Genomic DNA, 12,322 nt, shown 5'->3' on the forward strand with positions numbered 1-12,322 from the left:
CAGCGCTCGGATGGTCGGCTGGCGCCTTGCGTGGCCGTCGGTCCTTGGGTGGTCGTTCTTCCATCCGTGGCTGGTTGGCCCTGGTGGAAGGTCAGCGGTGGTCGTAGGTCATGCAGTCGGCCATGTCGTTGTCCGGCCCCACCCTGATCGACGGCGCGTGGCATTCGAGCTGCTCGTTGTGCAGGCAGTCCGAGCGCTGGCAGGCACCCACCTGGGCGATAAGGGTGCCCAGGCCGCCCTGGACGGGTGACTCCACGAACGTGTGGCAGTGCGCGTGGTCGGCACTGCCGATCGTGATCGCGAAGGCGTGACAGTCGCCCGCCTGGTTGTACGCACAGGCAGCGACCACACACTCCTGGACGCGGGGCATCTCCAACGCTGCAGTCATCTCGACCTCCAGAGGGCTCTTGCCCCGATACTAGGCATTTGTCGGCTCATCAACGCCAGTATCCGAGCCGTCCCACCTGACCGGTGTGTCCGACCCGCCTTTGATCCACTCGCCTTCCTTGAAACCGGTGTGTCCGGATGCGGTGGATGCCCCGGTTTCAAGGAACCCGAGTCGATCATCGCCTGGGCGCCCGGTTCGGCCGGCGTCCGGCGGAGCATATGGGTGGTATGTCCGTTGGCGGCGGGTTTTGGGGTGTGACCGGTGGCATCCTCAGGCCGGAATCGTGGCGGCCCCGGCCGGGTTACATACCCTGACGATCGCAGTACGGCCGACCGCAGGCGACCTCCTCGCGGAGATGCACCGCCCGGCCCGCCTCGGCGCAGCGTTGCGCGACTGCCCGGCCCGCTGGGCGTGGCGCGACTGCCCGGCCCGCTGGCGCGGGTGGAATGCCTGGCCCGGCCCGGTGGTTACACACTGACCGACCGCACCAAGAGGCGGGCGACGGCGCGACTGCCCGGCCCGCTGGCGCGGGTGGAATGCCTGGCCCGGCCTGGTGGTTACACACTGGCCGACCGCACCAGGCGGCGACGCCCCGACGTGCGTGAGCGACGGATAAGGCGCCGCGCCAGAGGTTGGCCGATATCCTCGGGCTGGATCCCCGCGCTCGACTCACGGCTCGGCCAAACGATGGCCGACCCCGGGAATGGTCCCGGCCCCCGGGTGGTTACACATGGACCGGCCGCCAGAGGCGCCCCCGCGCCCGGCCGCCGCGAATGACTCCCCCCTTTGTTTTGTGCAGCGCCGGACGAGGTGCTCACACCCGTGCGCCGCCCCCCGGTGGTGTGTGGGTGTTTCCTACCCCCGAAGGAGCTACCCCCATGAACACGATCATTCGTAAGAGCATGCTGTCCGTTGCCGGTCTCGCCTTCGCCGGCGGTATCTTCGCCGGCCCCATCGCCGGCCACAACGACACCGCCACTGCGGCGGTGGATGCCAAGCCGGTCGCGGTGGTGCAGGCCGACAAGCCCGACACCGGCAAGTTGATCCCGCACGGCACGCAGGGCGCGCAGTCCCGGATCGCCCTCAACGACGAGCAGACCGCGAACGTCAAGGCGATCATCGCCGCCACGAAGAAGGCCGGCATGCCCGAGCGGGCCGCGGTCATCTCGATCGGCACGAGTCTGCAGGAGTCGAAGCTGGAGAACCTCGGCCACCTGGGTGACCGCAACGATCACGACTCGCAGGGCTTGTTCCAGCAGCGTCCGAGCTCGGGTTGGGGTACGCCGGAGCAGATCACCGACCCCGACTACTCCACCACCGCCTTTCTGAAGGGTTTGAAGCAGGTTGACGGGTGGCAGGACATGCCGTTGACCGTGGCCGCGCAGACGGTGCAGGTGTCGGCGTACCCGGACGCCTACGCCCAGTGGGAGCAGCAGGCCGCTGACCTGGTCGCCCAGTACTGGAACAGCTGACCCACCACAAACCCCAGCACACCGATGGCCGGCACCCCGAACACGGGGTGCCGGCCATCGGCGTTTCAACCTACGACCGAGGCCCGGCCGCAGGCGCCGAGCGCCGAGGCCGGCACATCGGGCGCCGGGCAGAGGCACGGAGGCCCCGCGCGAGGGGTCGTCAGACGCGGAAACCGGCCGCGCGGGCTGCCTCGCGTTCTCGGCGCCGGTCGGAGCGCCGGCGTAGGAACCAGTACAAGAAGGCCAACAGGCCGACCAGGAAGGCGAGCACCAGCACCGGCAGGAGGATCGCGACGAGGGAGACGACGACGCTTGTGGCGTCCTCGGCGGTGCTGGCGACGGGCGCACCGAACCCTCCGGTGGTGGCGTTGACGACTGGTCGCGCCGCGGATTTGAGCAGGTGTACGCCGAAGGCGAGGACGACGCCCACGGCCACCGGCACCCATTGATGCGAGGAGAAGAAGCTTCCCGGGTCGCTGACCGTCACTGTCTCCGACGACGATCCGGCGCCGAACGCCAACCCGCCAGCGGTCGGTCGGACCACTGTCTGCACCACGTCGTTGATGTGGTCGACGACCGGCACCTTGTCGGCCACCATCTCGACGGCGAGCAGTACGGCCAGGATGACGATGACCCATCCGTTGCCGAGCCACGTCCAGCCGCTGGGCAGGTCGATGAGGTTGCTGTAGCGGGAGAGTAGGCCGAGGGCGAGCAGGGGGATGTAGGCGTTCAGCCCCGCCGAGGCGGCGAGGCCGGTGCCGGTGAGGACTTCGAACACGATCTCAGCATGGCATCGACGCGCCAGTGCCGCTCGGTGGCGGTCGCCGGATGCTCGGCTACCCTCGTCGGGTGCGGTTGGTCATTGCGAAGTGCTCGGTGGATTACGTCGGACGGCTCTCGGCTCACCTGCCGCTGGCCACCCGGTTGCTGATGGTGAAGGCGGACGGGTCGGTGTCCATCCACGCCGACGACCGGGCGTACAAGCCGTTGAACTGGATGAGCCCGCCGTGCCGGTTGGAGGAGGCTCCCGGCGTGTGGCGGGTGGTCAACAAGGCCGGCGAGGAGCTGCGGATCACCCTGGAGGAGGTCTTCCAGGACACCTCGTACGAGCTGGGTGTGGACCCCGGCCTGCGTAAGGACGGGGTGGAGGCGCACCTTCAGGAGTTGCTGGCCGCGAACCCGGGTGTGCTGGGCGAGGGGTACACGCTGGTGCGCCGTGAGTACATGACGGCGATCGGGCCGGTCGACCTGCTGTGCCGGGACGCCAACTCCGGTGCGGTCGCCGTGGAGATCAAGCGGCGCGGTGAGATCGACGGGGTGGAGCAGCTCACCCGCTACCTCGAACTGATGAACCGTGATCCGCTGCTCAGCCCGGTGGTCGGGGTCTTCGCCGCTCAGGAGATCAAGCCGCAGGCCCGGGTGCTCGCCGCCGATCGCGGCATTCGGTGTGTGGTCGTGGACTACGACAAGCTGCGGGGCATCGAGAAGGACGAGCTGACGCTTTTCTGAGGCTCAGCTGCGTACGGCGATAAGGGATTTCGGCAGCCCGGCCACCCGCTCGACCAGCAGCCGCGAGTCGGGAAAGTAGTGGCGCATCTGCGAGCGGTCCAGCAGTTCGGTCCAGAGCACCTGGTGGATGGCGGCTTCGTGGCTGCGGGTCGGCTTGTGGCCGAGCGGCCAGCGTTGGGCGAGCGCGGTGCGCAGCCGTACCGGTAGGAACTGCATTCCGGGCGCGATCCAGTGCGGCTCGATGGGGAAGTACCGGTAGGGGGTCTGCACCCAGTGCCGGTCGGCCAGTGAGCGGGCGGCAGCCGCGAATCGCAGCCGGCGTTCGTGCCCTCCGAGGTGTTCCAGCACGGAGTTGGAGAACACCAGGTCGTATGTGCCGCCGGTGACGTGCTCCGGCAGGTCGCAGGCGTCGGCCTGTTCGACGTGGGCCCACTCGGGGACGACGGCGGGCGGCTGCTCCAGGTTGACCACTGTCACGCGGGCCGGCCGGACTGTGGCGCGTTGCCAGGTGCCGAGCCGGCCGCCGAGGTCGACCACGTGCATATCCCCGATATCGGGAAATGTGCGCACCAGCCAGTCCGAACGACGCCGCCTCTGCCGAGCGCTCCACGACCGGTCGCTGTCGACAAGGCGGTAGCGCAATCGATTGTGGCCCATTTAACGCAATGTACCGCCGCGACGACGACGTACAAACATGTGGATACGCTGATCTCGCCGGAGATCGGTTATCCGACACTCATCTGCCGTACATAACCTTGATGGCCTTGACGAGACGGGCTACGTCGGCAGGGGTCCGTTCGAAGGTCATCGACGGCAGCAGCGATCGGGCCCGCCGGCGGGTGATGGCCTTGGTGCGGCCGAATTCGCGCAGCCCGTCCTCGCCGTGGATCCGCCCGAAGCCGGAGTCGCCGGTCCCGCCGAACGGCAGGGTGGACATCCCGGCGAAGGTCAGTGTGGAGTTGACCGAGGCCATCCCCGAGCGCAGCCGCCGCGCGATGGTCACCGCGCGCCGCCTGCCGAAAACCGAACCACCCAGGCCGTACGACAGTGCATTGGTCCGGGCGACGGCCTCGTCGGCGTCGCGGACCCGGTTGATGGTCAGCGTCGGGCCGAAGGTTTCCTCGCGGATGGCGGCCGAATCCTCGGGGACGTCGACAAGCACTGTCGGATGCACGTACGGGGGTTGCACGGCGCTCGGGCCGCCCAGCACGGCACGCCCGCCGGAGCTGACGGCCTCCTCGATGTGTCGACGGATCACGTCGATCTGGCTGGGCATGGTGATCGGGCCGATGTCGGTGCCCTCCGGCCCGACGGTGAGCCGGCCCGCCTTGGCGACCACCTTGTCGACGAAGGCGTCGAAGATCGGGTCGACGGCGTAGACCCGTTCGATGCCGATGCAGGTCTGACCGGCGTTCGTCATGCCGCCCCAGACGCACGCCTCGGCGGCGGCGTCCAGGTTGGCGTCGCTGTCGACGATCATGGCGTCCTTGCCGCCACCCTCGATCAGCACCGGGGTCAGTGACTCGGCACAGGCGGCCATCACCTTCCGGGCGGTGGCCGTGGAGCCGGTAAAGGCGATCTTGTCGACGCCGGAGCGGCACAGCGCCGCGCCCGTGTCGCCCAGGCCGTGTACCGCGGTGAAGACCGGCTGCTCGCCGACGACCTCGGCGAAGCTGTCCACCAGCCACTGGCCGACGGCGGGCGTGTATTCGCTCGGCTTGAGCACCACAGTGTTTCCGGCGGCCAGGGCGTACGCGGCGGAGCCGACGGGAGTGAAGACCGGATAGTTCCACGGTCCGATGACGCCGACCACGCCGTACGGCTGGTATTCGAGGTGGGCGGAGAACTCGGCGAGGATGAGCCGCGACCGCACTCGGCGCGGGCCGAGCACCCGGCCGGCGTTGCGTGCGGCCCAGTCGATGTGTTCGATGGCGGTGACGATTTCGACGATGGCGTCGGCGACAGGCTTGCCACCCTCGACGTGCACCAGCTCGGCGAGCTGCTCGATCCGTTGGGCGAGCAGCGCGCGCCAGCGCAGCAGGTGCTGGCGGCGGCCGGGGAAGCCCAGGCCGGCCCACCACTCGCTGGCTTCGCGGGCGCGGTCGACGGCCTGCCGCACGTCGGAGGCTGTGGCGATCGGGAGGCGGCCCGCCTCGACGCCGGTGGCCGGGCTGGTGGAGATCAGTTGACCCGCTTCGATGATCGGGAGACCCGGGACACGCACAGCCGTCATGGCCGAAGTCTAGACCCGAAGATTACTCACTGGTAGGTCGTGATCTCGGCGACTCGGACGAGGGCGCACCGGCTGACCTGCTCGTTGATCAGTGCAGGTCAGAAGGGTCGTGTCGCGTCCGCCCGCCCAAACCGTCGAACAGCAGGTGTCCAGGAGGTGGCGAGGAGCTGACCGGCCGGTCGGTATTGACGATTACCGTCTGATGGCAAGCTGACGCGCGGAGTGATGATACGGGGGAGGGATGACTGTCCATGGACGAACATCCGGAATTGCTGCCGCTGTTGACGGTCGCGGCTGGACCGATGCGTGGAGCGAGCTTCCGGTTGCGGGCTGAGCCGCTGGTGATCGGCCGGGCGCCGACCGGCCAGCTGGTGGTCAACGACCCGCACCTGAGCCGCTGTCACGCGGAGGTGTGGCTGGCCCCGGAGGGCCCGTCCCTGCGGGATCTGGGCTCCACAAACGGCACCTGGCTCAACGACCGCCGGATCACCGACGTGGAACGCCTCTCCGACGGCGACGTCATCCGGCTCGGGCGTACCGAGCTGCGGCTGTTCGACCCGGGAGTGGCGCACACGGACCCGGTCGGGCTCAGCTTCGGCCCCCTTCGACGAGACGTCCGGCCGACACTGCCGCTGCCGCTGGCCACACCCCCCGCCACGCGCCGCTGAGCCGACCGCGGCGAGGCCTGGCCGGCCCCCACACAGGGGACGCGCCCGGAATAGCCGCCGCACACCTGGACCGACGTAAAGCGGCGTGGCACCATCCCGCGGATGGAGACCGAGCTGCGGACCGTAACGGCGAACGGCATAAACCAGGCGGTACGCGTGGCGGGCCCGCCGGACGGCATTCCGGTGCTGCTGATCCACGGCAACTGCTCGTCCTCGCTGTTCTGGGAGCCGCTGGTGCGGCGGCTGCCGCCGACGCTGCGGGTGGTCGCTCCCGACCTGCGCGGATACGGCGACTCCGAGACCGCCCCGGTGAACGCCACCCGAGGGCTGCGGGACTTCGCCGACGACGTGGCCGCCCTGCTCGACGACCCGACGCTCTTCGGCACCGGCAGCACGCGTCCGGTTGTGGTCGGGCACTCCCTCGGCGGCGGCGTGGCCATGCGGCTGCTCGTCGACCACCCGGATCGCGTGGGCGCGTTGCTGCTGGCCGCGCCCGTCTCCCCGTACGGCTTCGGTGGCACCCGTGACCTGGACGGCACGCCGACCACGCCCGACTTCGCCGGGACCGGTGCCGGCACTGCCAACGGGGACTTCGTCGCCCGACTCGCGGCCGGCGATCGGGGCGCCGACGCGCAGGCGAGCCCGCGCGCCGTACTGCGGGCGGCCTACGTGGCCGACCCGGCGTCGCTCAGCACCGACGAGGAGTTGCTGCTGGACAGCGTGCTCTCCACGGCGACCGGCGACGACAACTACCCCGGAACGGCGGTGCCGTCGGAGAACTGGCCCGGGACCGCGCCGGGGGAGCGCGGGGTGCTCAACGCGCTCGCGCCGACCTGGTTCCGGCTCGCCGACGAGCTGGTGGCCGTTGCCGAGAAGCCTCCGATCACCTGGGTACGCGGCGACGCCGACGTGATCGTCTCGGACACCTCGCTGTTCGACCTGGCGTACCTGGGTTCGCTTGGTGTCGTACCCGGCTGGCCTGGCGAGGAGACGTGTCCACCGCAACCGATGGTCGGGCAGACCCGGGCGGTGCTGGAGCGGTACGCGGCGGCCGGCGGCGCGTACCACGAGGTGGTGCTGCCCGAGTGCGGGCACAGCCCGCACCTGGAGCGGCCGGCGGAGTTCGTCGCGGAGTTGTTGGCACTGACCACCGTGCCGGCCGTCTGAGCCCGACGCCTCGGCGGCTGACAACCGATGAGCCCGGCAGCGGCGGTCGGTGGCGGTGTGGGTGAAATATGCCACGGCGTCTCGACAACCGAGCGTCACGTGGCAGACTCGCGCGCATAACTTAGCGACCGTTCAGCGGTTGTGCGGAGTGTCTGGGGAGGCCGGTCGTGGCGCGCGAGTTCAACACCGTGGGTGTGGTGGGGCTGGGCACCATGGGTGCCGGCATCGTCGAGGTCTTCGCCCGTAACGGCATCGACGTGATCGCCGTCGAGATCTCCGAGTCGGCGCTGGAACGTGGCCGGGCCACCCTCGCCGGCTCCACCGACCGGGCGGTCGCCAAGGGCAAGCTCGCCGCCGCGGACCGGGACGCCCTGAACGAGCGGGTGCACTTCGCCGTCGGCCTGAACGCGCTGCACTCCGTCGACCTGGTCATCGAGGCCGTGCCCGAGCACCTCGACCTCAAGCAGCGGATCTTCGCGGAGCTGGACCGGGTCTGCCGGCCGGACACCATCCTCGCCACCAACACGTCGTCGTTGAGCGTCACCGAGATCTCGGTCGCCACCACCCGGCCCAACCAGGTCATCGGCATCCACTTCTTCAACCCGGCGCCGGTCATGAAGCTGGTCGAGGTGGTCCGTACCGTCGTCACCGCGCCCGAGGTGGTCGCCGACGTCGAAGCGCTCTGCGCGCGGCTCGGCAAGGTCGACGTGACGATCAACGACCGGGCCGGCTTCATCGCCAACGCGCTGCTGTTCGGCTACCTCAACCACGCGGTCGGCATGTTCGAGTCGCACTACGCGACCCGGGAGGACATCGACGCCGCCATGAAGCTCGGCTGTGGCCTGCCGATGGGCCCGCTGGCGCTGATGGACCTGATCGGCCTGGACACCGCGTACGAGATCCTGGACACCATGTACCGGCGCGGCGGCCGGGACCGCCGGCACGCCCCGGTGCCGCTGCTCAAGCAGATGGTGACCGCAGGGCTGCTCGGCCGGAAATCCGGTCGGGGTTTCTACACCTACGAGCGGCCGGGCTCGCCGAAGGTCGTACCCGACGAGGCGACGCCGGTGGCCGCGGAGGCCGCGCTCGCCGACGGGGCCCGCGCCATCGCGAAGGTCGGCGTCGTCGGTTCCGGAACCATGGCCACCGGCATCATCGAGGTCTTCGCGAAGGCCGGCTACGAGGTCGTCTCGGTGACCCGGGGCGCAGAGAAGTCCGCGAAGGTGTGCGAGGCGGTGAAGACCTCGCTGAACAAGGGCGTGGTGCGCGGCAAGCTCGCCGAGACCGACCGCGACGCCGCCCTCGGCCGGATCAGCTGGTCCGCAACCCTCGACCACCTCGCCGACGTCGACCTGGTGGTCGAGGCGGTCATCGAGGAGTTGAGCGTCAAGAAGGCCCTCTTCGCCAGCCTCGACGAGATCTGCAAGCCGGGCGTCGTGCTGGCCACCACCACCTCCTCGCTGCCGGTGATCGAGGTGGCGATGGCCACCCACAGGCCGGCCGACGTGGTGGGCCTGCACTTCTTCAACCCGGCGCAGGTAATGCCGCTGGTCGAGGTGATCCGTACCATCCGTACCTCGCCGGAGGCCACGGCCACGGCCCGGGCGGTCTGCGCGGCGCTCGGCAAGACCGGCGTGGTCTGCGGCGACCGGTCCGGGTTCATCGTCAACGCGCTGCTCTTCCCGTACCTGAACGACGCCGTGAAGATGCTGGAGGCCAGCTACTCCACCGCCGACGACATCGACCACGCCATGAAACTGGGCTGCGGCTACCCGATGGGCCCGTTCGAGCTGCTCGACGTGGTCGGCTTGGACGTCTCGCTTGCCATCCAGCGCGAGCTGTACCTGGAGCTGCGCGAGCCGGGCTTCGCGCCCGCACCGCTGCTGGAGCACCTGGTCACCGCCGGCTACCTGGGCCGCAAGACCCGCCGGGGCTTCCGCGACCACTCGCACCGCTGACCCGGTAAACGCTGGGCGGTCCTGGCGGCGTCTGAGAGGTGTGACCTTCGAGGAGTACGTCGGCAGCCGCGGCCCGGCACTGGTCCGGTTGGCGCGGTTGCTGACCGGTGACGAGCACCGGGCCGAGGACCTCACCCAGGAGGTGCTGTCCCGGGCGTACGTGCACTGGCGGCGGATCTCCCGGGCCGACCGTCCCGACGTGTACGTGCGCCGGATGCTCGTCAACGCCAACAACTCCTGGTGGCGTCGCCGGTCGAACCGCGAGTTGGTCGTCGACAGCGTCGACGACCGGCCGCACCGTGGCGACGTCGGCGGTGAGGCGGCCGAGCGGGACGAGATGTGGCGGCTGATCCTCGGCCTGCCCGACCGCCAACGGGCGGTACTGGTGCTGCGCTACTACGAGGACCTCGACGACGCGACAATCGCGCAGATCCTGGACTGCTCGCCGGTCACCGTCCGCACTCATGCGATGCGGGCGCTCGCCAACCTCCGGGAGCGCTGCGGCGTCCCGGCCACGAATGGGAGCCGGCCGTGACCGACCTCGACCAACAGATCACCCGGACCCTGCGGCAGCGTGCCGAGGGTGACGTGGACATCGACCAGCTGCTGCACACCTCCCGTGCTCGTGGCCGCCGCCGACAGGCGCACCGCCGGGTCGCCGCCGGTACCGCGCTGTCCCTGATCGGAGCCCTCGGCGTCGTCGGGGTGACCGGGACGGGCCTCAATGGGCTGACCGGCCGCATGCCCTGGACCACGGCAGCGCCCACGCCCACCGTGGTGCCGCCGCGCGCCGACGGAGTGCCCGGGGCCGCCGCCGACCCGGCGCTGGTAGGTGCCGATCCGCAGGTGCTGCACGTCGGCGTCGACCCGGACCGGGCCCGCTACCTGGGCTGGGAGGTGATCCGGGATCAGGTCGAGACGGTACGGCTCAGCGTGGCAGGCAGCGAAGAGGTGCGCATCGACGTCGGCAGGTCGATCGAATTTCCCAGCAGCGTCACCATCGACGGCGCGTCCTTCGAGGTGACCGAACCGGGACGCCCGAACTTCGACGGTGCGGTACGCCCGGCCAGCGGCATGGCCCGTGGGCTGGTCAAGTTGTGGCAGCCCGTGCCGGGCCTGTACGCCCGTGCCGTCATGCTGCACGGGGACCGTGCCGTCCTGAATCAGGCGGTCGGGGCCCTGCGCTGGAAGGAGGCCCGCCGGTGCGCCGCACCGCTGCGGCTCGGTGCCCTGCCCGAAGGCGCGAGGGTCACCGTCTGCTCCGTCGACATCGCCTCGTACCCGCGACTGGTCACCGCCCGGTTCGCCCTTCAGCGGTCCCCGGTGGAGAACATGTCGGTGGAGTACCGGTACGCGAGCCGGGCGGGCACCTATACCGAGGCGGACCGGACCATCGCGGGCCGACCCGCGTTGCTCTCCGCCAAGGGGACGAGGTTGGAACTTGTCGGCATACCCCGAACGAGGCTGACCGCCGACTTCGGCTGGCCCTGGGACGGCGAAAGACCGGCGAACATCTTCACCGAAGCGGAGGCGACGGCCCTGCTGGCGCAGGTGAAACTGTCCGAGGACCCGACCAAGCCGCGGAGCTGGGAGTGACTCCAGCCGCCGGGCGGCCCGGAAGGTCGTTCCGCCCGGGGGACCGTACGCTTGGTGACTGTGAGCCCCCGTCGCAATCGCCCTCGCCGGGACGAGAACGCCAACCTGGACGCCGACCGCGTCCGGCAGGGCGTCGCCTCGGTGCAGCAGTGGACCGACGGCGCCTGGCAGGTCCGTGGTATCGGCGCGGGCGCGTCGGTCAAGACGTACCGCTGCCCCGGTTGTGACCAGGAGATCCGGCCCGGGGTGGCGCACCTGGTGGCCTGGCCTGCCGACGGCCTGGGTGACCTGACCGACCGGCGGCACTGGCACAGCGGCTGCTGGCGGGCCCGGGAGCGGCGCGGCCCGGCCGTGCAGCGCGGTCGGGGTACGCCGCGCTACTGAGACGGCCCGGCTGGGCGTGGCGCCGCGCCGCTGGCCGGCTGGCGTTGCGCCCCGCTGCTGAGCGACCTGGATCACGCTGTTCGCGTCTGGGCGGGCGGTGGCGGCGACTTCGCGACAGACTTGAGCGGTGAGCACAACGATCCGCGCGTCGTCGATCCTGCCCGGCCGCCGGGAGGACATCGAGCTGCACACCGCCGATGGTCTGCGGCTGGTCGGTGAGCTGGCCCTACCGGCCGAACGGCCGCCGGTGGCCACCCTGGTCTGCCTGCACCCGCTGCCCACCCACGGCGGGATGATGGACAGCCACGTCTTCCGTAAGGCGGCGTGGCGGCTGCCCGCGCTGGCCGACGTGGCCGTGCTCCGGTTCAACACCCGGGGCACCAGCAGCGTGCGCGGCACCAGCGAGGGGGCGTTCGACGGGGCGGTCGGCGAGCGCTTCGACGTGGCCGCCGCGATCGAGTACGCGGAGTTCGCCGAGCTGCCCAACATCTGGCTGGTCGGCTGGTCGTTCGGCACCGACCTGGCCCTCAAGTACGGCTGCGACCCGGCGATCGTCGGCGCGATCCTGCTCTCCCCGCCGCTGCGCTTCTCGGCCCCCGAGGACCTGGCCACCTGGGCCGGCTCCGATCGGCCGCTAGTGGCGTTGGTGCCCGAGTTCGACGACTACCTGCGCCCGGCCGAGGCGCGGGAACGGTTCGCGGCAGTGCCGCAGGCCGAGGTGGTAGGGGTGCCGGGAGCGAAGCACCTGTGGGTCGGCGACGCCGAGACGGTGCTCGACGAGATCGTCCGTCGGGTCAACCCGGCGGTCGAGGTGCCGCTGCCGACCACCTGGGACGGGCCGATGGAATCCGGTGACGTCAGCGCGTACGCCGACCGGACGGTGGCGGCGTTCGCCGACACGCCCGTACCCGGGCCGGCTGCCGGCAGGGCCGACTGACCCGCACGCG

General features: G+C 70.5%; 13 protein-coding genes. 9 read left to right on the top strand and 4 right to left on the bottom strand.

Annotated features, from left to right (window positions below):
* Positions 1-91: 91 nt before the first annotated feature.
* The gene (locus F4558_RS00900) at positions 92-388 is read right to left on the bottom strand and encodes a DUF1540 domain-containing protein (RefSeq protein ID WP_053655666.1); all 297 of its coding nucleotides are present in this window, start codon (positions 386-388) and stop codon (positions 92-94) included.
* A gap of 878 nt (positions 389-1,266) precedes the next feature.
* On the opposite strand from F4558_RS00900, the gene F4558_RS00905 reads away from it, so the two are divergent.
* The gene (locus tag F4558_RS00905) at positions 1,267-1,860 is read left to right on the top strand and encodes a hypothetical protein (RefSeq protein ID WP_167942919.1); all 594 of its coding nucleotides are present in this window, start codon (positions 1,267-1,269) and stop codon (positions 1,858-1,860) included.
* A gap of 160 nt (positions 1,861-2,020) precedes the next feature.
* On the opposite strand, the gene F4558_RS00910 is transcribed toward F4558_RS00905, so the two are convergent.
* Positions 2,021-2,638 carry a DUF4126 domain-containing protein gene (locus tag F4558_RS00910; protein WP_053658689.1) on the bottom strand — a complete coding sequence of 206 codons (618 nt, stop codon included), beginning with the start codon at positions 2,636-2,638 and terminating at the stop codon, positions 2,021-2,023.
* 71 nt (positions 2,639-2,709) lie between these two features.
* Between F4558_RS00910 and nucS the strand changes: the two genes are divergently transcribed.
* Complete coding sequence (gene nucS / locus F4558_RS00915) at positions 2,710-3,369, top strand: endonuclease NucS (RefSeq protein WP_053658708.1); 660 nt, start codon at positions 2,710-2,712, stop codon at positions 3,367-3,369.
* A 3-nt stretch (positions 3,370-3,372) separates the two neighbouring features.
* On the opposite strand, the gene F4558_RS00920 is transcribed toward nucS, so the two are convergent.
* Together F4558_RS00920 and F4558_RS00925 are read right to left on the bottom strand one after the other, a co-directional pair.
* Positions 3,373-4,026 (bottom strand): class I SAM-dependent methyltransferase, encoded by a 654-nt coding sequence (locus tag F4558_RS00920; RefSeq protein ID WP_053658691.1) that lies wholly within the window; start codon positions 4,024-4,026, stop codon positions 3,373-3,375.
* 79 nt (positions 4,027-4,105) lie between these two features.
* The gene (locus F4558_RS00925; RefSeq protein WP_053658694.1) at positions 4,106-5,602 is read right to left on the bottom strand and encodes an aldehyde dehydrogenase family protein; all 1,497 of its coding nucleotides are present in this window, start codon (positions 5,600-5,602) and stop codon (positions 4,106-4,108) included.
* A gap of 251 nt (positions 5,603-5,853) precedes the next feature.
* On the opposite strand from F4558_RS00925, the gene F4558_RS00930 reads away from it, so the two are divergent.
* From F4558_RS00930 to F4558_RS00960, 7 genes are all read left to right on the top strand, one after another.
* A complete protein-coding gene (locus F4558_RS00930; protein ID WP_053658695.1) occupies positions 5,854-6,270 on the top strand; it encodes an FHA domain-containing protein in 417 nt (138 codons plus the stop codon).
* A gap of 102 nt (positions 6,271-6,372) precedes the next feature.
* Positions 6,373-7,437 carry an alpha/beta hydrolase gene (locus tag F4558_RS00935; RefSeq protein ID WP_167942920.1) on the top strand — a complete coding sequence of 355 codons (1,065 nt, stop codon included), beginning with the start codon at positions 6,373-6,375 and terminating at the stop codon, positions 7,435-7,437.
* Positions 7,438-7,604: 167 nt separating this feature from the next.
* Positions 7,605-9,395, top strand: coding sequence for a 3-hydroxyacyl-CoA dehydrogenase family protein (locus F4558_RS00940; protein WP_053658700.1), 1,791 nt, complete (start codon positions 7,605-7,607; stop codon positions 9,393-9,395).
* Positions 9,396-9,435: 40 nt separating this feature from the next.
* Complete coding sequence (locus F4558_RS00945) at positions 9,436-9,930, top strand: SigE family RNA polymerase sigma factor (protein WP_167942921.1); 495 nt, start codon at positions 9,436-9,438, stop codon at positions 9,928-9,930.
* A complete protein-coding gene (locus F4558_RS00950; protein ID WP_167942922.1) occupies positions 9,927-10,991 on the top strand; it encodes a hypothetical protein in 1,065 nt (354 codons plus the stop codon). The genes F4558_RS00945 and F4558_RS00950 overlap by 4 nt, the downstream gene beginning before the upstream one ends.
* Before the next feature lie 60 nt (positions 10,992-11,051).
* Complete coding sequence (locus F4558_RS00955; protein WP_231640156.1) at positions 11,052-11,375, top strand: Rv1322 family protein; 324 nt, start codon at positions 11,052-11,054, stop codon at positions 11,373-11,375.
* 127 nt (positions 11,376-11,502) lie between these two features.
* Positions 11,503-12,312, top strand: coding sequence for an alpha/beta hydrolase (locus F4558_RS00960; RefSeq protein ID WP_053658706.1), 810 nt, complete (start codon positions 11,503-11,505; stop codon positions 12,310-12,312).
* The last annotated feature ends 10 nt before the right edge of the window (positions 12,313-12,322 follow it).

This window comes from Micromonospora profundi (genome assembly GCF_011927785.1).
Classification (GTDB): Bacteria; Actinomycetota; Actinomycetes; order Mycobacteriales; family Micromonosporaceae; genus Micromonospora; species Micromonospora profundi.

Excerpts from the sequence above, each read along its gene's own strand:
- F4558_RS00925 (WP_053658694.1), bottom strand. The coding sequence starts at position 5,602 with ATGACGGCTGTGCGTGTCCCGGGTCTCCCGATCATCGAAGCGGGTCAA.
- F4558_RS00905 (WP_167942919.1), top strand. The coding sequence starts at position 1,267 with ATGAACACGATCATTCGTAAGAGCATGCTGTCCGTTGCCGGTCTCGCC.
- F4558_RS00930 (WP_053658695.1), top strand. The coding sequence starts at position 5,854 with ATGGACGAACATCCGGAATTGCTGCCGCTGTTGACGGTCGCGGCTGGA.
- F4558_RS00935 (WP_167942920.1), top strand. The coding sequence starts at position 6,373 with ATGGAGACCGAGCTGCGGACCGTAACGGCGAACGGCATAAACCAGGCG.
- F4558_RS00920 (WP_053658691.1), bottom strand. The coding sequence starts at position 4,026 with ATGGGCCACAATCGATTGCGCTACCGCCTTGTCGACAGCGACCGGTCG.
- F4558_RS00900 (WP_053655666.1), bottom strand. The coding sequence starts at position 388 with ATGACTGCAGCGTTGGAGATGCCCCGCGTCCAGGAGTGTGTGGTCGCT.